Here is a 23,401-nt window from a genome sequence, read left to right as displayed (position 1 = left end):
GGAATATCGAGACACACAAACCATGGAAATCGAAATCGCAACCATAGGCGGATACGAAGAAGTCGGCCGTCAGATGACGGCCGTCCGTGCCGGAGACGACGTCGTCGTCTTCGACATGGGTCTCAACCTGTCGCAGGTCCTCATCCACGACAACGTCGAGACCGAAAAGATGCACAGCCTCGACCTCATCGACATGGGCGCTATCCCGGACGACCGGGTCATGAGCGACCTCGAAGGAGACGTGCAGGCCATCGTCCCCACGCACGGTCACCTCGACCACATCGGTGCCATCTCCAAGCTCGCTCACCGCTACGACGCCCCCGTCGTCGCGACGCCCTTCACCATCGAACTGGTGAAACAGCAGATTGAGGGCGAGAACAAGTTCAACGTCAACAACGACCTCGTCAAGATGGAAGCCGGCGAGACGATGTCCATCGGCGACTCCGGCAACGTGGAACTCGAATTCGTCCACGTCACCCACTCCATCATTGACGCCATCAACCCGGTCGTCCACACGCCCGAGGGCGCTGTCGTCTACGGTCTCGACAAGCGCATGGACCACTCGCCGGTCCTCGAAGACCCCATCGACATGAAGCGCTTCCGCGAGATCGGTCGCGAGGGTAACGGCGTGCTCGCGTACATCGAAGACTGTACGAACGCCGGCCGGAAGGGCCGCACGCCCTCCGAGTCCGTCGCGCGCCGCCACCTCAAAGACGTGATGACCTCCGTCGAGGACTACGACGGCGGCATCGTGGCGACGACGTTCTCGTCGCACATCTCTCGGGTCTCCTCGCTCGTCGAGTTCGCCAAGGACATCGGCCGCCAGCCGGTCCTCCTCGGCCGCTCGATGGAGAAGTACTCCGGCACCGCCGAGCGCCTCGGCTTCGTCGACCTCCCCGACGACCTCGGGATGTACGGCCACCGCAAGTCCGTCGACCGCACGTTCAAGCGGATCATGAAGGAGGGCAAGGAGAACTACCTGCCCATCGTCACGGGTCACCAGGGCGAGCCGCGCGCGATGCTCACCCGTATGGGCCGCGGCGAGACGCCGTACGAGATTGACGACGGCGACAAGGTCATCTTCTCGGCGCGGGTCATCCCGGAGCCGACGAACGAGGGCCAGCGCTACCAGTCCGAACGCCTCCTGCGCATGCAGGGCGCGCGCATCTACGACGAGATTCACGTCTCGGGCCACCTCCGCGAGGAGGGGCACTACGAGATGCTGCAGGCGCTCCAGCCCCAGCACGTCATCCCGGCCCACCAGAACCTGAAAGGCTTCGCTCCGTACGTGGACCTCGCGGAGAGTCAGGGCTACGCCCTCGGTCGCGACGTCCACGTCACGCGGAACGGAAACATGATCCAGCTGGTGGAGTGATGACTCCCGACGCGACGGAAAAGCGGGTGCTCGAGGCGATTCGCGAGCGACGCGAACTCGTCAACGACGCGCTCGACGAGGACGTACCGATGGCCGAGCCAGAACGGCTCTACGAGGCCTCACGGTACCTCCTGAAAGCCGGCGGCAAGCGCCTTCGGCCGACCGTCTCACTCCTGACCGCGGAGTCCCTCGCGGACGTCGAACCGATGTCGGAGGACTACCGGGCGTTCCCGACGCTCGCGGGCGACCCCATCGACGTGATGGTCGCGGCCGTGAGCATCGAGGTCATCCAGTCGTTCACGCTCATCCACGACGACATCATGGACGACGACGACCTCCGTCGCGGCGTTCCGGCGGTCCACAAGGAGTACGACAACTCGACCGCCATCCTCGCCGGCGACACGCTGTACGCCAAGGCGTTCGAGCTCCTGACGAAGACCGGCGCTGACCCGGCCGACGGCCTCGAAGCCGTCCGCCGACTCGCGACCACCTGCACGCAGATCTGCGAGGGGCAGGCGCTCGACATCGAGTTCGAGCGCCGCACCGAGGTGCTCCCCGACGAGTACCTCCAGATGGTCGAACTGAAGACGGCCGTCCTCTACGGGACCGCGGCCGCCGTTCCGGCGGTCATCATGGGTGCCGACGACGAGGTCGTCGAGGCGCTCTACCAGTACGGCATCGAGTCCGGCAGCGCGTTCCAGATTCAAGACGACGTGCTCGACTTGACCGTGCCGTCGGAGCAGCTCGGTAAACAGCGCGGCTCGGACCTCGTGGAGAACAAAGAGACCATCATCTCCCTCCACGCGCGCCAGCAGGGCATCGACGTGGACGACCTCGTCGACGCCGAGACGGCCGAGGAGCTCACCGAGGAGGCAGTCGAGGCCGCCGTCGCAGAACTGAACGAGGCGGGCAGCATCGACTACGCCCGCGAGATGGCAGAAGACCTCACCGAACAGGCCAAGTCGCGGCTCGACGTCCTCCCGGACAACGAGGCCCGCGAGCTGCTCTGCGACATCGCGGACTACCTCATCACCCGCGGCTACTGAGCGCGCGGCGTCGCCGCGAGTCGCGGCCGCGAGAATCTCTTCTTCGGTCGTTCCGTCCCCGAGTTCCGCCGTAACTCATATTTACTCTGAAGTGCTAACATTTCACGTACCCCTGCCCGCGCGAGGACCCTTCCCCGCAATCCGGGCCTGTTTTTAGGCGCGCCGCGGAAGCGAACGGTAATGGACGACGAGCTTCGAGAGCGCATCGAGCGAGAGGCCGAGAAGCACGCGCTTCTCAACGCAGTCAAACACGACAGCGACGCCGACGTGGGCGCGATTATGGGCCCGCTGATGGGCGAGAACCCCGACTTCCGACAGCACGGCGGCGAGATTCCGGGGCTCATCGGCCCCGTCGTCGCCGAGGTCAACCAGCTGTCCGCCGACGAAAAGCGCGACCGACTCGAAGACCTCGCGCCCGAGGAACTCGCCGAGATGGAAGCCGAGGAGGAGGCCGACGAGTCGCTGCTCCCCGACCTCCCGAACGCCGAGGCGTACGACGAGGTCCGCATGCGCGCCGCGCCGAACCCCAACGGCCCGTGGCACCTCGGCCACGCCCGCATGCCCGCGGTCATCGGGACGTACAAGGAGATGTACGACGGCTCCTTTATCGTCCGGTTCGACGACACCGACCCGGAGACGAAGCGGCCGGACCTGACGGCGTACGACGCCATCCTCGACGACATCGACTACCTCGGGTTCGAGCCCGACGACGTGATTCGCGCCTCCGACCGGGTGGAGACGTACTACGACTACGCCCGCGAACTCATCGAGATGGGCGGCGCGTACACCTGCTCGTGTTCGGGCGAGGCGTTCTCGAACCTGAAGAACGACGGAAAGCCGTGTCCGCACCGCGACAAGGACACCGAGACGACCCGCGAGGAGTTCGAGGACATGGTCGCAGGCGAGTACAGTTCGGGCGAGATGGTCCTCCGCGTCAAGACCGACATCGAACACAAGAACCCCGCGCTGCGCGACTGGGTCGCCTTCCGCATGATAGACACGCCGCACCCCCGCGAGGAGGCGGCTGACTACCGCGCGTGGCCGATGCTCGACTTCCAGTCCGGCGTCGACGACCACCTCACGGGCGTCACCCACATCATCCGCGGTATCGACCTTCAGGACTCCGCGAAGCGCCAGCAGTTCGTCTACGACTACTTCGGCTGGGACTACCCCGAGGTCGTCCACTGGGGCCACGTGCAGGTCGACGCCTACGACGTGAAGATGTCCACGTCGAGCATCAAGGAACTCATCGACGCGGGCGAGGTCGAGGGCTGGGACGACCCGCGTGTGCCGACCATCAAGAGCCTCCGCCGCCGCGGCATCCGCGGGCAGGCCATCGTAGACGCGATGGTCGGCCTCGGCACCTCCACCTCGAACGTCGACCTCTCGATGTCGACGGTCTACGCGAACAACCGCGACCTCGTCGACGACGAGACGGACCGGTACTTCCTCGTCCGGGACGTCGCCGAGGGAACCTCGGCGGACAGCCAGACTGTGTCTGGCCCGTGTGAGGAGTTCGCCGTCGAGGGCGGCCCCGACAGTGCCCACCCGCCGCTCCACCCGAGCTTCGAGGAGCGCGGCACCCGCGACATCCCCGTCGGCGACAGCGTCCTCCTCGAATCGGGCGACGTGCCCGCCGAGGGCGAGCGCGTCTGGCTGAAGGGCTTCGGCGCGGTCCGCCGCGAGGACGACTCGCTCGTCGCCACCGGCGACGACCTCGACGTGGTCCGCGAGGGCGACGTGGCCGTGATTCACTGGGCTCCGACCGACGGCGTCTCGGTCCGCATGCGTACCATGGACGGCGACGTGACGGGCGTCGCTGAACCCGACTTCGGCGACGTGCCCGAGGACGAACTCGTCCAGTTCGAGCGTGTCGGCTTCGTCCGCGTGGACGACCGCGGCGACGACGAGACGGTCGTCTACTTCGCGCACAAGTAAGCCGAACGACGGACAGTCGCGCTCGACACGAACACTCGTTTTACCCACCACCGCGTAGGGAGTGGTATGACCCTCCTCGACCTCACCCGCCGCGTCGAGACCGGGATGCCGACGTATCCCGGCGACCCGCCCGTCACAGTCGAACCCCACGCCGACTTCGACGCCGACGGCTACCGCGTTTCCCGGCTCGAACTCGGGACCCACGCCGGAACGCACGTCGATGCGCCCGCACACACCGAACCGGACGGCGCGACCCTCGACGACTTCCCGGTCGACGACCTCCGGTTCACCGCTCGGATCGCCGACTGCCGAGACGCGGGGCCCCGCGGGCGAATCGGGCCGGACGCGATTCCGGAACACCTCGAACCGCGCGTGGACTTCCTCGTGTTCCGAACCGGCTGGGAGGATGAGTGGGGAACCGAACGCATGCCCGACCACCCGGCGCTCGCGCCCGAGACGGCGCACGCCTGCGCGGACCGAGGGCTCTCGGTCGGCACCGACGCACTTAGCCCGGACCCGACCGGCGGCGACGGCGTCCCGGCGCACCACGCGGTTCTCGGGGCGGGACTGCTCGTCGTCGAGAACCTCTGCGGGTTAGACGCGCTTCCGACCGACCGGACGTTCGACCTGTACGTCATGCCGCTGCGCGTGGACGCCGACGGCGCGCCCGCTCGGGTGGTCGCCGACGCGGAGACGGGGCTGATTCGGCGGCGCGACGAGCAGTAACCCGGTCACGGAGGGAGCCGGGCGGGCCTTAGAACACCACGACGAGGACGAACCCGACGAGCATCGAGAACGTTAACAGCGCCTGCACCGCCGCGGTGGCGAGGACGCCGACCGTGGCGACGAGCGCGCGACGACCGCTCTCTTCCGCGTCCTGGTGTTCGAGGTATTCGAGGGCGAAGACCGTACCAGCGACGCCGACGAAGATGCCGAGCGGGCCGATGAGGAACATGAGCAGGAAGCCGGCGACCCCGGCGACAATCGACGTTCGGGTCGACGCGCCGCCGAACCGCGCGGCGACCATTCCGCCGGCGTAGTCGGTGACGAGCGCGACGAGGCCGACGAGGATGAGCCCGACGAACGCGATGGGTCCGGGGTCCGAAAAGCCGGTCGATACCCAGTAGACGACCACGCCGAGCACGGAGAGGAGCGCGCCGGGAAGCAGTGGCAGTACGCTCCCGACGACGCCGAGGACCAAGAGGGCGAGCGCGACCCAGAGGAACACGTCCATACCGAGGTGATTCGGACCGGGGGCTATTCACCCCACCGAGTGGGCGCGTCGAGGCCGTGTGGGGACCGCGGCGCAGGTAGAGGGACCGACTCGCGCGCCGCGTCGCCTGGTTTCCGCCCGTTCGGGGGATAGTTTATTGCCTCTACCGGAATATGTCACTAAGAGTCATGGCTATCGACCCGCAGTTCGAGACAAACAGGGAGAAGGTCGGAGAGGAAAACGGCGTGGCCGTCTGGGGACCGGTCGACCCGCCGGAGAAACACGGTATCCACGGCACGCACGTCGCGGTGGACTTCGACATCTGCCTCGCCGACGGGGCGTGTCTGGAGGACTGCCCCGTGGACGTGTTCACGTGGGTCGACACGCCGGGGCATCCGGAGTCCGACATCAAGGCCGAACCGACCCACGAAGACCAGTGTATCGACTGCATGCTCTGTGTCGACGTCTGCCCGGTTGACGCCATCGACGTCGACCCCGGGCGAGCGGGACGCATCTAAGGGAAGAAACCCCGATTTTTTGCGGGCGAGGACGCCGACAGCGACCCCCGTGAGCGGCGCGGACATTCCGGCCACCTAGCACAAAAGATTATTATGAATATGAGCTAGCATTAACGGGAGAGTGTTCTCAATGCACATGGTGGTACTTACGAAAGGTGTGCCCGACTTCCGGGAGGGCCAGGTATCGTTCGACGAAGACGGGCATCTCGAACGGGGGAAGACGCCCACAGTGATGAATCCGAACGACCGCTTCGCGCTGCAGGCGGCGCTGCAGACGCGGGTTCGACACGGCGGGCGAGTGAGCGTGATGAGCATGGGGCCGCCGGGGTACAAGGAGGTGCTACGGGAGGCGATGGAGACGGTGTACGCCGACGACCTCCACCTCATCTCGGACCGCGAGATGGCGGCCGCCGACACGTGGGCGACGGCCATCACGCTCAGCGCGGGCATCGAGACGCTCGGCGAGCCGGACGTAGTGTTCGCCGGGTTCAAGACCGCAGACGGGGAGACGGGCCACACCGGCCCGCAGACGAACTGGTGTCTCGACATGCCGCTGGTCACGCACGTCATCTCCCTCGACATCGACGAGGACGCGGGGACCCTGCGCGCCAAGCGACTGGTCGAAGGCGACATCGAGGAGATAGAGACCGTCGAGACGGAGCTTCCGGCGTTCGTCGTCGCGGACCCCGAGTTCGAGCCGTCGTATCGGACGGCGGGCGAGCGGCTGACGCTGAAGGACCTGCGTGAGGAGACCCAAGCACACGCCGAGAACTACGAAGAGCACCTGACGGTGCGGGACCACGCCGACATCAACGTCGACCCGGACTACATCGGCCTCGATGGCTCGCCGACCATCGTCTCGTCGGTGGACCCGATTCCGAAAGCGCCGGCCGAGCGGGAGGCCACGATGGTCGACCCCGACGATACGGGTGCCATGCAGGACGTGCTGACCGCGATGCAGTCGGCGGTCGGCGACGACGCTGGCGACGCCGCGGCTGCGGGGGGTGACTGACCGTGACGGACTTCGACCCCGGCGACTACGAGATTTCGGAGCTCGGCCCGGCCATCAAGGACATCGACGACCTCGGTGAGTTAGAGGAGATTCTGCAGGCCGAACACCGCGGGCAGAACCGCGCGCCGGCCGTCGCGCTCATCGAGAGCCGAATCGAGAAGTTCTCCGAGGACGACGACGAGCCGGCCGACGCCGACGAGATGGACCTCGCGTCGATGAGCACTGCAGAGGTCGGGAACGCCCTCCAGAGCGTCGAGGAGGTCTCGGACCTCGAATCGCTCCTCGAACGCGAGGAGGCCGGCGAGGACCGCGACCCGGTGAAACGACTCATCAGAAACCGCATCGACTCCGTGAAGGGAAGCGACGAGGAAGACACGGAAGTCGAGGTGGACGAACGGCCGCCCGAGGAGCGTCACCCGGACCTCGACCACCCGACTCGGGACAAGCGACACGTCCGGTCGCTCCACGGGGGGACCTACCGCGACATGTGGGTCTACTGTGAGACGCAGGCAGGCGAACTCGTGGACGTGTCCAAGGAGATGCTCGGGAAGGCCCGCGAGCTGATGGACACCTACAACGACGACTACACGACCGACGAGCGGGTCGTCGCGGTCCTCATCGGCTCCGACGTGTCGAAGCACGTCGAGGACGTCATCGCCTACGGCGCGGACGTGGCCGTCGTCCGCGAGGACGACCGACTCGAACGCTTCCAGCACAAGCCGTACACCGAGATATTCTGCGACATGGCTCGCGCGGGTGCCACCCACCAGAACTTCGAGGTCCAAGGCGGCCGCGACGAACCGTGGCGCGACTACGACAAGCCGCGGTACGTGCTGTTCCCGGCGACGAACAACGGCCGGGACCTCTCGGCGCTCGTGCAGGCCGAACTCGACTCCGGTCTCGCCAGCGACTGCTCTGGGCTCTACATCACGGAGGAGGTCATCTCGAACCCGGTCAAGACCGGCGTCGCCGGTGAGAAAAAGGAGTTCCAGCGCGTCCTGCACATGAAGCGGCCGGACTTCTCAGGCTTCGAATACTCGACCATCCTCTGTATCGACAACCCGACGCGGGAGTTCCACCCGCAGGGCGCGTCGGTCATCCCGGGGAGCTTCGACCTGCCCGAACCCGACGCCGACCGCGAGGGCCTCGTGGTCGAACACGACGCCCCGCTCGACGACGACTGGTTCCGCGTCACCGTCACGGACTTCGACCAGCTGGACGAGGGTATCGACCTGACCGGCCACGACGTCATCGTCGCGGTCGGCCGCGGCATCGACGACGACCCGACGAAGGGTATCGAACTCGCCTTGGACCTCGCCGACCAGTTCGAGGACGCCGAGGTCGGCGTCACCCGCGGCATCGTCACGGGGTCGTTCAACTTCGACGGCCACGTCGAGCAGTACACCCACGAGGACAGACAAATCGGCGAGACGGGGCAGGTCGTCGCGCCGAAACTCTACATCGCGGCGGGTATCTCCGGCGCGGTCCAGCACAAGGTCGGCATGGACGAGTCGGACACCATCGTCGCCGTCAACACCGACCCCGACGCCCGCATCCGCGACTTCTCGGACTACTTCATCGAGGGCGACCTCTTCGAGGTGCTGCCGCGGCTGACGACGGCGCTCAAGGAGGGCCGATTCGAGGCAGCGGTCGCCAGCGACGGGGGAACCGCGCCGATCGGAACGCCCGGCGATGTCGCGGCTGCGGACGAACGGGGTGAGTCGAAATGAGCGATTACGAACACTACGAGGCGCTGGTCGTCGGGGCGGGTCCCGGCGGGGCGGCGGCGGCCGCGACGTTCGCCAACTACGGCATCGAGACGCTCGTCCTCGAACGCGGCGTCGAGGCCGGGTCGAAGAACGTCTCGGGCGGGCTCATCTACGCCGAGGAGTCCGCGCCGTACACCATCGACGACCTCTTTCCGGGGTTCCGCGAGGCGGCCGCCGAGCGGCCCATCACGAAGTACCGCATCCACAACATCGCCGGCGACAAGGTCGAGTCGTTCGACCTCACGGACCTCCACGAACACGACACCGAGTGGTCCGACTCCGTCCTCCGGCGGAAGATGGACTCGTGGCTCGAAGACCGCGTCCACGAGCGGACCCGCGAGACCGGCGGCGGCCTCCTGACGGGCGTCCACGTCAACGGCCTGCTCCGCGAGGAGGGCCGCATCGTCGGCGTCACGCTGGACGAACTCGACCCGATAACCGCCGATATCATCGTCGCGGCCGACGGGGTGAACTCCGAACTCGCCCGCGACGCGGGCCTGATGGACTGGGACGAGCCAGACGAGTGGTTCCAGGGCGTCAAGGCGGTCGTCGACATGCCGGAAGACGCCATCGCCGACCGATTCGACGTGGCGGAAGACGAGGGGGCGGCGCACCTGTTCTCGGGCGACCTGTTCGAGGGCGTCCGCGGCGGCGGCTTCCTCTACACGAACCGCGACACGCTGTCGCTCGGGACGGTGTTCCACCTCGACAGCCTCGTCGCGGAGGAGGCGGAGCCGCACGAGCTACTGGACGGGCTTCTGACCCACCCGTTGCTCGCACAGTGGCTCGGCGACGACTACACCGAACTGGAGTACAGCGCGAAACTCGTGCCCGACTCCAAGAAGGTCGCCCTGCGCGAACCGCACTTCGGTCGCCTACTCCTCGTCGGCGACGCGGCCGGCCAGATGCAGGCGCAGGGGCCCATCATCAAGGGGATGAACCACGCCGTCACCGCCGGGGCACTCGCCGCGGAGTCGTACGCGCAGGCCAAATCGCGCAACGAACCGGAGAAGGCGGGAACCCGCTACGCCCGCAAACTCCGGAGCGAGGGCGTGATGAAGAAGCTCCGGCCCCGCGGCTACGAACTGCTCCGCGGCGTCGCCGAGGATGACGGCGTGACCAACGTGGTCGATACTGTACTCACCTCGGCGGTCGGGCGCGCCGGTATCCGCGCGCTCTCCGGGCGGCTCGAACGCCTCTACAACGTCCCGACGCTGTCGGCGCTGATGCCGGACACGCGGACGCCCTACGTCACGCTCCCGACGGTCATCGCCGAGGAGTTGGGGACGCGGGTCCGCGACAAGAGTTCGGTGACGCCGCCGGACCTCGAAGCCCGCATCGGCGAACTGACCTACGACACCGACATCGGCAACCCGCACATCACGCTTCGCGACGAGTCCTACGAGGCCAGCGGGGCCGCGGTGGCGGCCTGCCCCGTCTCCGCGGTCGACTTCGGCGGCGGTTGTTACCGCGAGGAGGTCGTCCGGACCAACGGCTCGGAGGAGCGCGTCGTCAGCCTCGACACCCAGCCCTGCGTCGAGTGCGGCACCTGCGCCGTCGTCGCCGACACCGAGTGGACCCACCCGCGCGGCGACAAGGGCGTCGAGTTCAAGTGGGGATGACCGAGGTGAGCCCGTGAGTCGCGACGTGACCCAATCGGAGTCCCGCACCGTCGCCGACGGTCGAGGGGCCGAGGAGCGCCACCCCGAAGACGTTCGGTTCGGGGAGCGCGCAAGAGCCCTCGCCGACGAGGCCCGAGAGGCCCGGGAGTCGTTCGACCCGCCGCCGCCGTCGGCCGCGGACCAGCGCGCGCTCGAATGCGCCCGCGACGGCGTCGGCCCGGCGGTGTCGCTCTACGTCAGCGCGCGGACGGGCGACCGGCAGGTCTCCTTTACCGGCGAGGAGTTCGAACTGCTCCACCGGGCGATGAACGACTGGCTCACCATGTACGCCCGGTGCTACGGCGTCGACCTCGACGCGGACTTCACGGTCCGAGAGGCCGCCGAAGTCCTGCTGCGGACCCACGACGTGCTCGACACCGCCCAACTGCTGACCTGCGTCCCCGAGAGGCGCTGAGGGCGGCGCACGGGCCCCGATTCACCCGTCGGCTCCACCGACTGTCGTCGGGTCCGGCACGAACAACAATTATAAATCATGAGTGTGATTGTGTACCATGGAAGTAACTGACAGTCTCAACTTCGGACACAAAGACCGCAAGGACATCTACGAGTACATCGAGCGCCACGGGACCGTCCGCGAGGACGAGGTACGGCGGGCGCTCAACTTCGAGCCGGCGGCGCTGGGGGCGCACCTGACCGTCCTGCGACGGGACGGCTACATCCGAAAGGTCGGCAACCACGTGGAGGTGGCCTACGCGCCCGGCGAGGAGGAGACGGTGGAACTCGGCGACCTCGACGTGACGATTCGGATGGCCCAGAACGTCGACTTGGAGAGCCTCGTCGACGCCATCCACGAGGTCGCGGACGAGGGCCGGTACATCGAGGCCGAGACGGTCGCGGACCTACTCGACCACGAGGAGGTCGTCCTCCGACACAACGAGGTCAGTTCCCGGATGGTGTTCGTCGCCACCGTCGGCGACGAACTCGCCGGCTGGGTCCACCTCGATCTGCCCGAGGCAGAGAAGCTGAGCCACACCGCCGTCCTGACGGTCGGCACGCGACCGGAGTTCCGCGGCCACGGCGTCGGGAGCAAACTCCTCGACCGCGGCGTCGAGTGGGCTCGCGAGCGCGGCTTCGAGAAGCTCTACAACAGCGTTCCGGCGACCAACGAGGAGGCCATCGCGTTCCTCGAAGGCCACGGCTGGGAGACCGAAGCCGTCCGCGACGGCCACTACAAGATAGACGGCGACTACGTCGACGAAGTGATGATGGCCGTCTCGCTCCGGTGAGCGCGGACTCGTCCCGTCCCTGACCCCGAAATTTCTGCGCGCTGTCTCTCCCCGCCAGCGACGCGTCGGCTTTCGACTGCCCCGTTTGTGACTGCCCCGCTTGCGACTGCCACGTTCCCGGCCGGTCGCACTACGACCAGTCGTCTTCGGCCCCGTCGAGGGGCTCGGCGACGACGCCGTCCTGCTGGACGAGCGCCCTCGCGTGGGCCGTACAGACGTTCCTGTCGGCGTCCCACGGCACGTAGAGCCTGACGGCCGCGACGTTCTCGCAGTCGGGTTCGCTACACTCGGCCATAGGGGGAGCGTCGGCACCGACGACTATCGGTGTGTCGGCGGGCAAGCGGCTGAGACGCGGCCGCTCCCCCGGCGGGTATCACCGGAATCGCTCGCGTTCCTCGTGGGCTGCGTCGGTGCCGTACTCGTCCACGAGCGGTTCGTAGGCGTCGCCGAGCGCGCGCATGGCACCCGCGGTCGAGTGGAAGTCGAGTTCGTCGGCGACGGCGTCCCACGGCCGCGTCTGGAGGACCTTGCGGACCAGCAGTCGCTCCTCTCGGGGCGTGAGCGAGGCCCGCTCGGGGTTCGTGAGGTGCGCGAGGCTGAGTCGCCGGAACGCGCCGGGCGCGGTCGTGTAGAGCCCCGGGCCGTAGGACGCGCTCACAACGACGCGCCACTCGTACTCGGAGAGGTCCGGCGAGGAGGTGCGATCGACGGCGGCGAGGGCGGCCCGCGCCACGTCGGCGTCGAGGTCCGAGAGGGCGTCGCCGAGCACGTCGCCGACGCGGCCGAGGAACCACGCTGCGTGGCGGTTACGGAGGTCGCGGCCGGCGGGCGACAGCGGGCGCATCATGAGCGCCGAGTACTCGCCGCTGGTGTCGTTTCTGGTGGTCGAGAGGTGGACCGTGCCGTAGCCGTTGTCGCGCCAGAACGAGAGGAGTTCGGGCGTCGCGCCGAACCCGACGCCGAGGTAGTCCGCGTCGCCCGCGAACTCGTCGCGTATCGCCGAGAGGAGCCGCGAACCGAGACCAGACGACCGGACCGCGTGGTGGGTGGCGATGCGCATCACGCGGTAGCCGACGGGGACGCCCGCGTCCTCGTCGCGGAGTTGGCTCGTGAACACGTCGGGGAGCATGTTCCCCCGGATGCGGCCGCCGTCGTACATGTGCCGGCGGGTGTCGGGGCCGAGGCCGCCCTCGCGGGCGAGCAGCGCGACCGAGACGACGCGTCCCTCGTGAGTGAGCGCCCGGAGCGTCAGGTTCGGGGCGTCGAGGAGGCGGGCGAGGTCGTCCGGTTCGGTCCGGTAGTGCGCAAGGACGAGCAGGCCGAACGCCTCGCGGAGCAGGTGTTCGTCCGCCAGCAGGTCGTCGGGTGAAAGCGCCCGGTAGGACGCGGACTCCGGCGTCGCGTCCGCGACGAGCTGGTCGACCGGGGGCCGGGCGTCGAGGAGGAGCGCGCGGAACGTCCACGACTCGACGGGGTCGCCGGCGGCGTAGCGAATCGGGTCATCGAGGCGCGCGTCGGTCACCTCGCGGTCCGCGTCGTCGAGGCGGTCGCGGAAGCGGACGGCGAAGCCGCGACCCGCTCCCTCGTAGCCCCGAACGGTCGTACAGAAGGCGACCGCGGGCGCGGCGAGGAACGATTCGAGGAGCCTGACGGGCAGGGCGGCCGCCTCGTCCACGACGAGCGCGTCGGCGTCTGCCGCCGCCGCGCCGGCCTCTGTCGGCGGGACGTACCGGACGCGCCCGCCGCTCTCGGACAAGATGTCGAAGTCGTCCGCGCCGCCGCCTCGGAGCGCGCCGAGTTCGGAGAGGAGTCGCTCGGCGCGGGCGAACACCTCGGCGGCGTTTCGCTTCCCGGGCGCGGTCACGACCACGTCCGCGCCCTCGGCGGCGAGACTCCCGGCGGCGAGACCCGCCGCGCTCGACTTCCCGCGGCCGCGGTCGGCCTCCACGACGACGGCGGTGCCCGGTTCAGCCAAGGCTTCGAGGGAGGCGAGCACGTCCGACTGGTCGGCGGTGAGACAGTCCTCGTAGGCGCGCCGCGGGAACCTTCGGTTCTTCTCTCTCGGTATCCGCGGCGGCGCGGCGTCGAAACTGATTCCCTGTCGGTACGCGCCGTCGCGCTCGACGGTCCCCGAATCGAGGTCGACGAGGGCGACGCCGGGGTGGTCCCGGAGCGTCGAGACGAGTCGACCGCGGAAGCGACCGGTCACGTCGTCGACTGTGAACGGCGGAACCGCCAATCGCTCGTCGAACGAATCGCGACGGGTCGGCCAGTCGTCGAGCGACGGGGTAAGCAGGACGAGCAGGCCGCCGCCGTCGACAGCGCCGGCGACGCGGCCGAGCGCGTTCGCCGAGAACTCCTCGTGGGCGTCGAAGACGACGAGCGTACGAGTCGTGCCGAGGAGCGACGAGGCGCGCTTCGGTTCGACGCGGTGGAAGCGAAAGCCCTCGCGGGCGGTGACGAACGTCACCTCGTCGTCGGGCACGTCGGCCCCGCGGACCGCGTCGAAGGCGGCGTCGATGCCGGCGTCATGGTCGCCGGCGAGGACGAGGAGGCGTCGCTGGTTCGTCGCCAGCGCCTCCTCTCGGCGGGCGGCGGCGAGCGCCTCGACGTCGGGGTCGTCGCCGAGTTCGGTCATGGGTGCGATACGCCGGCGCGACTATTCACTTCCTTCGGTCGGGTGCGAGCGACTCGCAATCCGGTCGGCACAGCGGTGGTTTTGGTGGGGCTTCACACCCTGCTACGAGTGTTTCGTGTGAGCAATCGACACGAGAATTCGCGGCGCTTCGGTCGGCGAGAAATCGGGTGTTTCGCGGGTCGTGCGGACGCGTCGCACGCCGGTACGATTTTGAAAGCGCTTTTATGGGGGCCGAAGCAAAGAGTGGTTACAGCCTGTCCGGGGTTGATGAACCTCCTCGCCGTAGGGAAATCGTTGACCGGTCGCAACCGACCGACCGGTGTGATACCGGCGAGGGAGTCGAGCCCGCGAGCAGGATATAGGTGAACAACAATGGCTGTCTACGTAGACTTCGACGTACCGGCCGACCTCGCTGACAGCGCCGTCGAAGCGCTCGAGGTCGCCCGAGATACTGGTATCGTGAAGAAAGGAACCAACGAAACGACCAAGTCCATCGAGCGGGGCAACGCCCAGCTCGTCCTCATCGCGGAAGACGTCTCCCCCGAGGAGATCGTCATGCACCTGCCCGAACTCGCAGACGAGAAGGGCATTCCGTTCATCTTCGTCGAGACGCAGGACGACATCGGCCACGCCGCCGGCCTCGAAGTCGGCAGTGCCGCGGCCGCCATCGTCGACGCCGGCGACGCGTCCGACGATGTCGAGGACATCGCGACTAAGGTCGAGGACCTTCGATAACCGACCATGAGCGCGGACGAACAAGCCAGCGACTCGACGCCTGCCGAAGTCATCGAAGTCGTTGGAAAGACTGGGATGCACGGCGAGGCCATGCAGGTCAAGTGCCGCATCCGCGAAGGCTCCAACCAGGGCCGTATCATCACGCGAAACGTGCTGGGTCCCGTCCGCGAGGGCGACATCCTCCAGCTCCGCGAGACTCAGCGTGACGCCGACTCCATCGGAGGGCAGTAACAATGGTCGAGAAGCGCACGTGCGACTACAGCGGTGAAGAGATCGAGCCCGGCACGGGCACGATGTACGTCAAGACCGACGGCACCATCCTCCACTTCAAGGACTCGAAGGCCGAGAAGAACTACTTCCTCGGCCGCGAGGCCCGCGACCTCGAGTGGACGGAGGCCGGCCGCCGCGCGAGCGGCAAGTCGGAGGACAACTGATGTCCGACGCAGAGCGCACCTTCGTGATGGTCAAGCCCGACGGCGTCCAGCGCGGCCTCATCGGAGACATCGTCTCCCGCTTCGAGGACCGCGGTCTGAAGATGGTCGGCGGCAAGTTCATGCAGATCGACGAGGAGCTCGCCCACGACCACTACGGTGAGCACGAGGGCAAGCCCTTCTTCGAGGGTCTCGTCGACTTCATCACGTCCGGTCCCGTCTTCGCGATGGTCTGGGAAGGACAGGACGCGACGCGACAGGTCCGCGGCATGATGGGCGAGACGGACCCCGCAGAGTCCGCTCCCGGCACCATCCGCGGCGACTACGGTCTCGACCTCGGCCGGAACGTCATCCACGGCTCCGACCACGAGGACGAGGGCGCGAACGAGCGCGAAATCGCGCTCTTCTTCGACGAGGACGAACTCGTCGACTACGAGCGCATCGACGAGACCTGGCTCTACGAGTAAGTCTCGTCTCGCGGTTCTCACGCTTTCTTCCGAGAGGAGCGACGGCCACGTCTCCCCTCTCGTCCGCGCTCCAGCCGCCGAGAGGACGTTCTCGTCGGTTCGGTGTGCGGGATTCTACCATCGGTCATCCGCGGCCGGTGACGACCGTCTCCGCGACCTGACCGTCTACCACGCGGCGAACAACGGTTTTCTCGTCACCCGGCGAAACGTGTCACATGGTCGAAATGGAACTCGTACTCCTCGCGCTCGCGGCGCTGTTCGTCGTCGGCGCGGTGGCGATGCTCGGCGCGACCGCGGTGGCGGCGTGGACGGCCACGCGGCTGGTGGCGACGCTCTCGACGCTCGTGCGACCGGTCGTCCTCGGGCCGACCGACATCCACGACGTCGAACTCCGCGTGGCCGGCCTGCGCGCGCTCGACCACGTCGATTCGGGCGTCGTCACGAACGTCGTCCCCGAGCGGCGGCGCGGCGCGAGCGGACTCGCCCGGTTCTCTCGCCGAGACGGCGTGCGACTCGATCTTGCGCTCGCGACGCCCGACGACCGGACCGCGACCGTCTGGGTGCCGGTACCCGAGACGCTGACCGGCGGCTCGCGGTTCGAGCGCATCGCAGCGGCGTGCGACGTGGCCCCCGAAGAGATTTCGGACGCCGTCGGCGCGGAGCTTCCGCTAGTGCGCGGTTCCGACGGCGGATGGCGCGTCGAAAACGGGAGCCACCGCGGACTCGGTGGTTCCGACGTTGGAGACGACGCGACTCGGGAACGCTCGTTCGAGACCGAGCGCGTCTAATTCGCGCAACCGGTACTGGCGGGTCGTCAGGCGCGTCGTCGCCGACCGCCGCCGAGGCGTGACCGAATACGGTGGGCCGCCACCTTGGCGATGACCCGCGGCCCCGGCGGGAGCAAGCCGAGTTGGCGCGCGATTCCCATCAGGTTCACGAGGTTCCACTGCTCGACGATGCGGCCGTCTTCGAGGTGGAAGACGAAGAACGCCGGCTGCTCGAACGACTTCCCGGTCGGGACGAGGTTCCCCCACGGCTCCTGCGGCGTCCCCCGCGCCGTGAGTCGCATCATCACCCGGTCACCCTCGCCAACGACGTCTTCGACCGCGAGGTGCCAGTCGGGGACCGCCCCGCGGAAGCCGAGTATCTGGTCGACCAGCGCGTCTCTCCCTACTCTGTCGGCGTCGACGCCCAACTGGTGAGTGACGACGTCCTCGTGGACCAACTCCTCGGCCGCGGTCGCGTCCCCCTCGTTGACGAACTCCTCGACGTATCGGCGGCACAGTTCGACGTTCGCCCGTTCCGGTGCGACTGATTCGGTTCCCATATCGAACGATACGCCATGTGGTGTGTTAACATTTATTTAACGTGGCGAGAGCCGTGACACTCACGGCAGCGAGAACGCGGTCGGGAGACTCGGTGCTCGATGCGGCTACAAAAGAACGAACGGGGAACGACGGGTCGAGTCGCTCAGTCGGCCTGCGGGACGGGCGCGTCGAGGTCGATTTCGCCGGCGTCGAGTTCGGCTTCGACCTCGCGGGCGGCCTGAACCATGTTCTCCATCTTCTGGTAGGCGACCTCGCGGGGGAGGAGCTTCACGCCGCAGTCGGGCGAGACGGTGAGCTTCTCCGGCGGGACGACCTTCAGGCCCTGCTTGATGTTCTCTTTAATCTCTTCGACGGTCTCGACTTCGGTGGTGTGCACGTCGAGGACGCCGAGCGCGAGGTCCGGCTCGAACTCGGGGTCGGTGAACACGTCGATCTGCTCGTAGCCGCCGTTGCAGAGTTCCACGTCGAACTCGTCGATAGGGTAGTCGTTGAGTTCGGGGTAGATGCGGGAGTAGTCGCCGTAACAGACGTGGAGGCCGATGCGGACCTCGTCGGAGATTCCCGCGACGATGCGTTCGAGACACTCGCCGACGATGGCGTGGTCGTCCGGCGTCGTCGCCAGCGCGGGCTCGTCGATCTGGATGTAGGTCGCGCCCGCCTCGACGAGTTTCTCGATCTCCTCGTTGACGAGGTCGGCCAGCGCGTACGCGAGGTCCGCCTCGGAGTCGTAGTGCTCGTTGAACGACCAGCTAGCGAGCGTGTAGGGACCCGTGATGGGTACCTTGACGGGCTTGGAGGCCACGTCGCTCGTGAACTCGAACTCGTCGACCAGCCACGGCTCGTCGTACTCGACCTCGCCGACGACAGAGGGCTTGTCAAAGTAGTTGTGGCCCCACACCTTCACCGGGCCGTTGAACTCGTAGCCGGGGATGCGGTGGGCGAAGTACTCGACCATCTCCTCGCGGCGCATCTCGCCGTCCACGACGGTGTCGAGGCCGGAGCGCTCGTGCTCGTGGGTGATGACGCGACAAGCGTCGTCGTGAGCCTCGTGGAGGTGCTCCTGCGTGAACTTGGAGTCGGGGTCCTCCGCGAGGTCGTTGGCGCGGTTGAGCCACTTGGGCTTCGGGTAGGAGCCGACGACGGTGGTGAGCAGGAAGTGCTCGTTGTCGTGGTTCTCGGGGCGGAACTGCTCGCGGTTCTCGGCGTCGCGGCTCATGCTTCCACCTCCAGTTCGTCCTCGGTGGCGGCCGCGAGGGCGGCGAGCTTCTCCGTCGCGCGGTTCTCCGGCAGGTAGAACAGTTCGGTGTTGGAGGTCACGTAGGCGGTGTCGAACGTCTGGCTCTGGATGTTGTCGAGCGTCCACTCGACGCGCTCGCGGACCGTCTCGGGGTCTTCGACCAGCGTGTTCTGGCCGTCGACGAGACCCAGAGCGATGTCGTCTTTCGTGCCGTACTCGTTGACGTTGTAGAGCGTCTGGTCGCGGTCACCGGCGACGAAGTCGAAGCCGATGGCGTCCACGTCGGCGTCCATGAGGTGCGCGTAGACCTTCTCGTCGAGCGCGCCCCAGTAGGTGTGGACGACCACGTCGGCGTCGGTCGCGTCGGAGACGGCGGAAATGGCCTCGGGGACGCGCTCGTCGACGTCCTCGCCCGGCGGCGAGAACACGAGCGAGGGTTCGAGGAGGAACAGCGTCTCGTGGTCGGGGAAGGCGTCGACCTCGCCCGCGAGGAACTCGCTCACGGCGTCGAGGAAGTCGGCCTCGTCGCCGTAGTGCTCGTCCGTGGCGAGGTCCGAAAGCGAGTACGGGCCGGGGAGGACCGCCTGCAGCGACTCGTCGCCGAGGAGGTCGGCGGTGGCGTCGAGTTCGGCCGCGACGTCGCCGGAGAAGGTGAGTTCGCCGCGGACCTGCGGGTCGCGGTAGAAGTTGTTGTTGTCGTAGTAGCGGACGATGCCGCCGGTCTCGACGTTCTCGTGGACCGTCAGCGGGTGCGCGAGCATGTCGTCCCAGCGGAGTTGCCCCTCGACGACGCGGTCGAGGCCGGCGTCAGTCTGCTCGGAGACGACTTCCTCGCGAGCGCGGTCGTACGCGCTCACGATGTCCGCGCCCTCGGTACCGGAGATGAGGTCGTGTTTCTGGTGACCCTTGAGGTCGGAAAGCTCCTGTTTCGCCCAATCCGGGAGGGGATACAGTCCCGGTGTCGTCGAGACGAGTTCAGTCATCACCTCTCGCTAAGAAATGACGGTGTATAATATTTCCTGTATCAACATATGCGCATTGGTTATTCCAACGCGAGCACCGTGAGCGTCTCGTAGGGGTACGACTCCTGGACGACGACCTCGTGGCCGAAGCCGTTCGCCTCGGCGCGGGCAAGCACCTCGTCGTAGCCGGTGAAGCTACTCACGAGGAGGAAGACGGTGCCACCCGGCTTGAGGACGCGCCCGACCGTGTCGAGGAAGGGGTCGATGATTTCGCGGCCGTCCTCGCCGCCGGTGAGCGCGACCTCCATCCAGTCGTCGCGCGCGGCTTCGAGGTCCTCGGGGAGGTACGGCGGGTTGAACGCCACCGCGTCGAAGGCGTCGTCGCGAAACGGTTCGACGAGGCTCCCGCGAACGACCTCGAAGCCGCGGTGGCCGTCGGCCCGGAGGGCGGCGGCGCGCTCGGCCGCCTGCCGACAGGCGTGTGGGTTGAGGTCGCTCGCGACCACGTCGGCGTCGGTCTTCGTCGCGAGCTGCTCCGCGACCCAGCCCGAGCCGGTGCCGACTTCGAGGACGCGCCCCGAGACGCGCCCGACCGCGGCCTGCGCGAGCAGTCCGGAGTCCTCCGCGGGCTGGTAGACCGAGGTGTTCATCCCGCGGCGCTCGGCGAGGTCGGTCATTCGTCCGCCCCCTTGGAGCCGGCCGAGGCGTCGCCGTCGCCGCCTTCACCGTCCTCGACGCCGCCGTCGGCTTCGGGGCTCGCTTCGGGTTGCTGGTCGGTGAGCGGAACCGGTCGCGAGGGGTTCCGTTCGGACAGTTCGCGCTGCGGGAACGGGATGGTGATGTCCTCCTCGGCGAAGGCCTCGCTGACGGCCGAGATGGTCGCGGTCCGCGCGCGCCACCACCGGCGGGCGCTCGGACGGTCTATCCACGGACGCACCCCGAGGACGACCGCCGAGTCGCCGAACTGCTTGGCGACGACCTGCGGCTTCGGCACCGACAGCACCTCGTCGAGGTCTTCGACCGCTGACTGCGCCACGTCGGCGGCGCGATCGAGGTCGGTCTCGTAATCGACGCCGACCTCGACATCAAGGCGGAGTCGACCCTTGCGACTGCGGTTGACGAGGCTCTCCGAACTCACCACGTCGTTCGGAATCATCACGAACTCGCCGTCGAACGTCTGGATGCGCGTGTTCACGACCGTGATTTCGGTGACGATACCCTCGTGGTCGCCGACCTCGACCCAGTCGCCGATTTCGAACGGCCGAGAGAACATGATGACGAAGCCCGCGATGAGCGCGCCGAGGGTCTGTCTCGCGGCCATACCGACCACGATACCGAGGAAACCAGCGCCGACGAGGAAGCCGCCGAGGTCGGCCCGCCAGATACCAAGGATGACCGCGAGGGTCGCCAGATAGGTCGTCACCTGCGCGATGCGGTAGATGATTTCGCGCTGGTGGTCCGAAATCTCCGGGCGCGTGCTCGCAATCTCGCCGATGAACCGGCCGAGGACGGTCGTGAGGACGTACGCGCCGACGACGAACGCCAGCGAGAGGACGATGCGGACGAACGTCTGTCTGTTGAGATCGTACTGTGCCGAAATCGTGCCGATGTCGCCCGACAGCGACCAGACCGTGAAGACGAACGCCCCGCCGCCGCCGACGACGACGAGTCGGAGGACTGTCACCGAGAGGTGCCACACCGGCATCGAAACGAAGTCTACCTCCTTGTCGTGGAGCCGAGCGCCGAGTCGCCAGACGGCGACGACGGCGACGGTCACGAGGACGCTCGCGGCGACGCGGAGTTCGAACGTCGGGAACAACGACGCGGTGTCGAGGACCGTACCGCTCTGGAGGAGGGTTCCCGTCGAGGCGAGGCGGAGGAGAACGGCGGCGAGTGCGGGGAGCGTCATGGGTTATAAGCCGACTGACGCGGCGAGTTCCGCGAGTTCGGCGAACTCCGCGGGAGCCATGTTGCCGGCGCGCTTGCGCAGTACGTCCTCGTCCGCGGCCTCGACGACCGCTTCGGGGTCCGACAGTCCGGAGATGTGCGCCGTGTTGCGGATGCCGTTTCTGATAGTCTTCCGTCGCTGGGTGAAAAGCGCCTTCACGAAGTCGAGGAAGAACGCTTCGTCTTCGACCTCGTACTCCGGGTCGCGCGGCGTGATACGGACGATAACGCTCTGGACCGCGGGCTTGGGGTCGAACGCCTCCCGGGGGACGTGCTCGCAGACCTCGACGTCGCCGTAGTGCTGGGTGCTCACCGAGAGGCGGCCGTACTCCGAGGTTCCCGCCTCGGCGGCCATCCGCTCGCCGAACTCCTTTTGGAACATCAACACGAGCGGCTTCCCGCGGGGGAGCAGGCGGAACGAAATCTCCGAGGAGATGCCGTACGGGAGGTTCGAGACGCAGGCGGTGAACTCGGGCAGGTCGACGTCGAGCGCGTCGCCCTCGACGACGGTGAGCCGCCCCGATTCGACCTCCTCGGCGAACTCGCGGCGCAGGTGCTCGGCGAACGTTCGGTCCTGTTCGACGACGGTCACGCGGTCGGCGACGCCGAGCAGTCGGTCCGTGAGGACGCCCGGCCCGCCGCCGATTTCGAGGACGTGCGAGCGGTCCGCGTCCTCGGGGAGATACGTCGGGATTCGGTCGACGACGCGGTCGTCGACGAGGAAATGCTGGTCGTGGTCCGGGTTCCCGCGAGCGCCCGCCCGTCGGATGAGGGCGTCCGGGTCGCGCGCGCCGGCCCCGCGGACCTGTTCGCTGCCGTCGCTCGTCATTGGGAGAGGTATCGCGCGGGAGCGGGTAAAAGTCCCGTTCCGCTACCGCCCGTCGCGACCGACGAACGTCTTGTACTTCACGTCGTTGTCGCGGAGTTCGTCGAGGATGCGCTCGACGATGACCTCCTTCGGGCGGTGGAGCCCGGAGACGCGCTCTTCGAGGTCCTCGAACGACTCGAACGGCCCCTGTCGCTTGCGCGATTCGAGAATCTTGTCGCGGAGCTTCTTCCCGATGCCGGGCAGCAAGTTGAGTTGGTGGAGCCGCAGCGTGATGGGCTGTGCGTCGTTGTAGAAGTCCACGAACCGCCGTTCGTTGGCCTCGACGATGTCCTCGACGACGTAGTCGACTTCGGCCGTCGCCGTGTTCGAGAGGTCGCCGTACGAGAGTTCTTCGACGGACTGAATCAGCTCGCGGTCGGCGACCGGCGAGACGACGAGCCGGTCGCCGATGCTCACGTCGGCGTCTTCGACGAGGGTCAACTCGAGGAGACGGAAGTCGGACTCTCCGAGCGCGTACGCGATGGGTGCCGCGTCGAAGCGCCGTCGGTCGTCTCCTTGACGCCCGTGGCGGAGTACGTCGAGTACGACGACGTACTCGGTCGTGGCGTCGGCGTCACCGCTCTCCGTACGTGTCATGTCAGTAGTTACGGCGAGCCGATATTTAAATAGTTGGCCGCGCTGTCACGCGGTCAGACGTACTTCGCGACGACGTTGAGGATTTCGTCGAGTTCGTCGCCCGAGAGCGCGTAGCGCTGCTGGGCGAACACCGCGCGGAGTTCGTCGCGCGACTGCGGGAGGAGGTCCGCGATTTTGATGGCGGTCGGACCGTCGACCTTCTCGAGCTCGGCGAGCTCCTCGACGAGTTCGCGAGATTCCTCGGGGTCGAGGTGGGCGAACCGGTTGACGTGTTCTATCGCACGGGCCAGTTCGTAGCGCATCTCGCGCTCTTCGTCGGCGGCGCGTTCCGCCTCAACCTCGGCGAGCAGTTCCTTGACCTCGGAGGTCGTCAGATACTCCTCGTCGAGCTTTTCTTTGAAGATGGTCATCG

Annotated in this window: 26 protein-coding genes; 15 read left to right on the top strand and 11 right to left on the bottom strand. The window is 67.4% G+C overall.

Features of this window, described 5'->3' with window-relative positions:
* Positions 1-22: 22 nt before the first annotated feature.
* The 4 genes from AM590_RS15985 to AM590_RS15970 all read left to right on the top strand — a co-directional run bounded on the left by AM590_RS15985 (position 23) and on the right by AM590_RS15970 (position 5,085).
* Positions 23-1,375, top strand: a complete 1,353-nt coding sequence (locus tag AM590_RS15985) for a ribonuclease J (RefSeq protein WP_004974618.1) — start codon at positions 23-25, stop codon at positions 1,373-1,375.
* Positions 1,375-2,421, top strand: coding sequence for a geranylfarnesyl diphosphate synthase (gene idsA3 / locus AM590_RS15980; protein WP_058828325.1), 1,047 nt, complete (start codon positions 1,375-1,377; stop codon positions 2,419-2,421). Before AM590_RS15985 ends, idsA3 begins: the two co-directional genes overlap by 1 nt.
* 180 nt (positions 2,422-2,601) lie before the next feature.
* Positions 2,602-4,359: a glutamate--tRNA ligase gene (locus AM590_RS15975; protein WP_058828324.1), complete on the top strand. Its 1,758-nt coding sequence runs from the start codon at positions 2,602-2,604 to the stop codon at positions 4,357-4,359.
* A 66-nt stretch (positions 4,360-4,425) separates the two neighbouring features.
* Complete coding sequence (locus AM590_RS15970; protein WP_058828323.1) at positions 4,426-5,085, top strand: cyclase family protein; 660 nt, start codon at positions 4,426-4,428, stop codon at positions 5,083-5,085.
* Between the two features lie 28 nt (positions 5,086-5,113).
* Here AM590_RS15970 and AM590_RS15965 read toward each other — a convergent pair whose 3' ends face one another.
* Positions 5,114-5,593: a DUF456 domain-containing protein gene (locus AM590_RS15965; protein WP_058828322.1), complete on the bottom strand. Its 480-nt coding sequence runs from the start codon at positions 5,591-5,593 to the stop codon at positions 5,114-5,116.
* Between the two features lie 167 nt (positions 5,594-5,760).
* Between AM590_RS15965 and AM590_RS15960 the strand changes: the two genes are divergently transcribed.
* From AM590_RS15960 to AM590_RS15935, 6 genes are all read left to right on the top strand, one after another.
* Complete coding sequence (locus AM590_RS15960; RefSeq protein WP_004974610.1) at positions 5,761-6,090, top strand: ferredoxin family protein; 330 nt, start codon at positions 5,761-5,763, stop codon at positions 6,088-6,090.
* Positions 6,091-6,220: 130 nt separating this feature from the next.
* Positions 6,221-7,102 (top strand): electron transfer flavoprotein subunit beta, encoded by an 882-nt coding sequence (locus AM590_RS15955; RefSeq protein WP_058828389.1) that lies wholly within the window; start codon positions 6,221-6,223, stop codon positions 7,100-7,102.
* Between the two features lie 2 nt (positions 7,103-7,104).
* Positions 7,105-8,832 carry an electron transfer flavoprotein subunit alpha/FixB family protein gene (locus AM590_RS15950; RefSeq protein ID WP_058828321.1) on the top strand — a complete coding sequence of 576 codons (1,728 nt, stop codon included), beginning with the start codon at positions 7,105-7,107 and terminating at the stop codon, positions 8,830-8,832.
* Positions 8,829-10,493, top strand: coding sequence for an FAD-dependent monooxygenase (locus AM590_RS15945; protein ID WP_058828320.1), 1,665 nt, complete (start codon positions 8,829-8,831; stop codon positions 10,491-10,493). Before AM590_RS15950 ends, AM590_RS15945 begins: the two co-directional genes overlap by 4 nt.
* A gap of 13 nt (positions 10,494-10,506) precedes the next feature.
* Positions 10,507-10,947: a hypothetical protein gene (locus AM590_RS15940; RefSeq protein WP_058828319.1), complete on the top strand. Its 441-nt coding sequence runs from the start codon at positions 10,507-10,509 to the stop codon at positions 10,945-10,947.
* 97 nt (positions 10,948-11,044) lie between these two features.
* Entirely contained in the window at positions 11,045-11,779 is a 735-nt protein-coding gene (locus AM590_RS15935; protein ID WP_058828318.1) for a GNAT family N-acetyltransferase, read from the top strand.
* A 130-nt stretch (positions 11,780-11,909) separates the two neighbouring features.
* On the opposite strand, the gene AM590_RS20950 is transcribed toward AM590_RS15935, so the two are convergent.
* Both AM590_RS20950 and tmcA read right to left on the bottom strand, forming a co-directional pair.
* A complete protein-coding gene (locus tag AM590_RS20950) occupies positions 11,910-12,074 on the bottom strand; it encodes a hypothetical protein (RefSeq protein WP_172795821.1) in 165 nt (54 codons plus the stop codon).
* Positions 12,075-12,152: 78 nt separating this feature from the next.
* Positions 12,153-14,417: a tRNA(Met) cytidine acetyltransferase TmcA gene (tmcA, locus tag AM590_RS15930; RefSeq protein ID WP_058828317.1), complete on the bottom strand. Its 2,265-nt coding sequence runs from the start codon at positions 14,415-14,417 to the stop codon at positions 12,153-12,155.
* Positions 14,418-14,789: 372 nt separating this feature from the next.
* Between tmcA and rpl7ae the strand changes: the two genes are divergently transcribed.
* The 5 genes from rpl7ae (at position 14,790) to AM590_RS15905 (ending at position 16,838) form a co-directional block, all read left to right on the top strand.
* Positions 14,790-15,152, top strand: coding sequence for a 50S ribosomal protein L7Ae (rpl7ae, locus tag AM590_RS15925; protein WP_004042964.1), 363 nt, complete (start codon positions 14,790-14,792; stop codon positions 15,150-15,152).
* Between the two features lie 6 nt (positions 15,153-15,158).
* Positions 15,159-15,383: a 30S ribosomal protein S28e gene (locus AM590_RS15920; RefSeq protein ID WP_004042966.1), complete on the top strand. Its 225-nt coding sequence runs from the start codon at positions 15,159-15,161 to the stop codon at positions 15,381-15,383.
* A gap of 2 nt (positions 15,384-15,385) precedes the next feature.
* Positions 15,386-15,586, top strand: coding sequence for a 50S ribosomal protein L24e (locus tag AM590_RS15915; protein ID WP_004974594.1), 201 nt, complete (start codon positions 15,386-15,388; stop codon positions 15,584-15,586).
* Positions 15,586-16,050: a nucleoside-diphosphate kinase gene (gene ndk / locus AM590_RS15910; protein WP_004974592.1), complete on the top strand. Its 465-nt coding sequence runs from the start codon at positions 15,586-15,588 to the stop codon at positions 16,048-16,050. The genes AM590_RS15915 and ndk overlap by 1 nt, the downstream gene beginning before the upstream one ends.
* 215 nt (positions 16,051-16,265) lie before the next feature.
* Positions 16,266-16,838: a hypothetical protein gene (locus tag AM590_RS15905; RefSeq protein WP_058828316.1), complete on the top strand. Its 573-nt coding sequence runs from the start codon at positions 16,266-16,268 to the stop codon at positions 16,836-16,838.
* A gap of 26 nt (positions 16,839-16,864) precedes the next feature.
* Here AM590_RS15905 and AM590_RS15900 read toward each other — a convergent pair whose 3' ends face one another.
* The 8 genes from AM590_RS15900 to AM590_RS15865 form a co-directional block, all read right to left on the bottom strand.
* Positions 16,865-17,377 carry an ester cyclase gene (locus tag AM590_RS15900; RefSeq protein ID WP_058828315.1) on the bottom strand — a complete coding sequence of 171 codons (513 nt, stop codon included), beginning with the start codon at positions 17,375-17,377 and terminating at the stop codon, positions 16,865-16,867.
* Positions 17,378-17,520: 143 nt separating this feature from the next.
* Positions 17,521-18,594, bottom strand: coding sequence for a methionine synthase (locus AM590_RS15895; protein WP_058828314.1), 1,074 nt, complete (start codon positions 18,592-18,594; stop codon positions 17,521-17,523).
* Positions 18,591-19,598: a 5-methyltetrahydropteroyltriglutamate--homocysteine methyltransferase gene (locus AM590_RS15890; protein WP_058828313.1), complete on the bottom strand. Its 1,008-nt coding sequence runs from the start codon at positions 19,596-19,598 to the stop codon at positions 18,591-18,593. The genes AM590_RS15895 and AM590_RS15890 overlap by 4 nt, the downstream gene beginning before the upstream one ends.
* 59 nt (positions 19,599-19,657) lie before the next feature.
* Positions 19,658-20,254 carry a HemK2/MTQ2 family protein methyltransferase gene (locus AM590_RS15885; protein WP_004042978.1) on the bottom strand — a complete coding sequence of 199 codons (597 nt, stop codon included), beginning with the start codon at positions 20,252-20,254 and terminating at the stop codon, positions 19,658-19,660.
* Entirely contained in the window at positions 20,251-21,486 is a 1,236-nt protein-coding gene (locus AM590_RS15880) for a mechanosensitive ion channel family protein (protein ID WP_058828312.1), read from the bottom strand. The genes AM590_RS15885 and AM590_RS15880 overlap by 4 nt, the downstream gene beginning before the upstream one ends.
* Before the next feature lie 3 nt (positions 21,487-21,489).
* Entirely contained in the window at positions 21,490-22,353 is an 864-nt protein-coding gene (locus tag AM590_RS15875) for a 16S ribosomal RNA methyltransferase A (RefSeq protein ID WP_058828311.1), read from the bottom strand.
* Between the two features lie 42 nt (positions 22,354-22,395).
* Positions 22,396-22,989: a DUF655 domain-containing protein gene (locus AM590_RS15870; protein ID WP_058828310.1), complete on the bottom strand. Its 594-nt coding sequence runs from the start codon at positions 22,987-22,989 to the stop codon at positions 22,396-22,398.
* 53 nt (positions 22,990-23,042) lie between these two features.
* The gene (locus AM590_RS15865) at positions 23,043-23,399 is read right to left on the bottom strand and encodes an RNA polymerase Rpb4 family protein (protein WP_004042989.1); all 357 of its coding nucleotides are present in this window, start codon (positions 23,397-23,399) and stop codon (positions 23,043-23,045) included.
* Positions 23,400-23,401: the final 2 nt, after the last annotated feature.

This window comes from Haloferax sp. Q22, from assembly GCF_001482285.1.
Taxonomy (GTDB): domain Archaea; phylum Halobacteriota; class Halobacteria; order Halobacteriales; family Haloferacaceae; genus Haloferax.
Note: the sequence above shows the minus strand (reverse complement) of the source record. Positions and strands in the feature narration are given on the sequence as shown.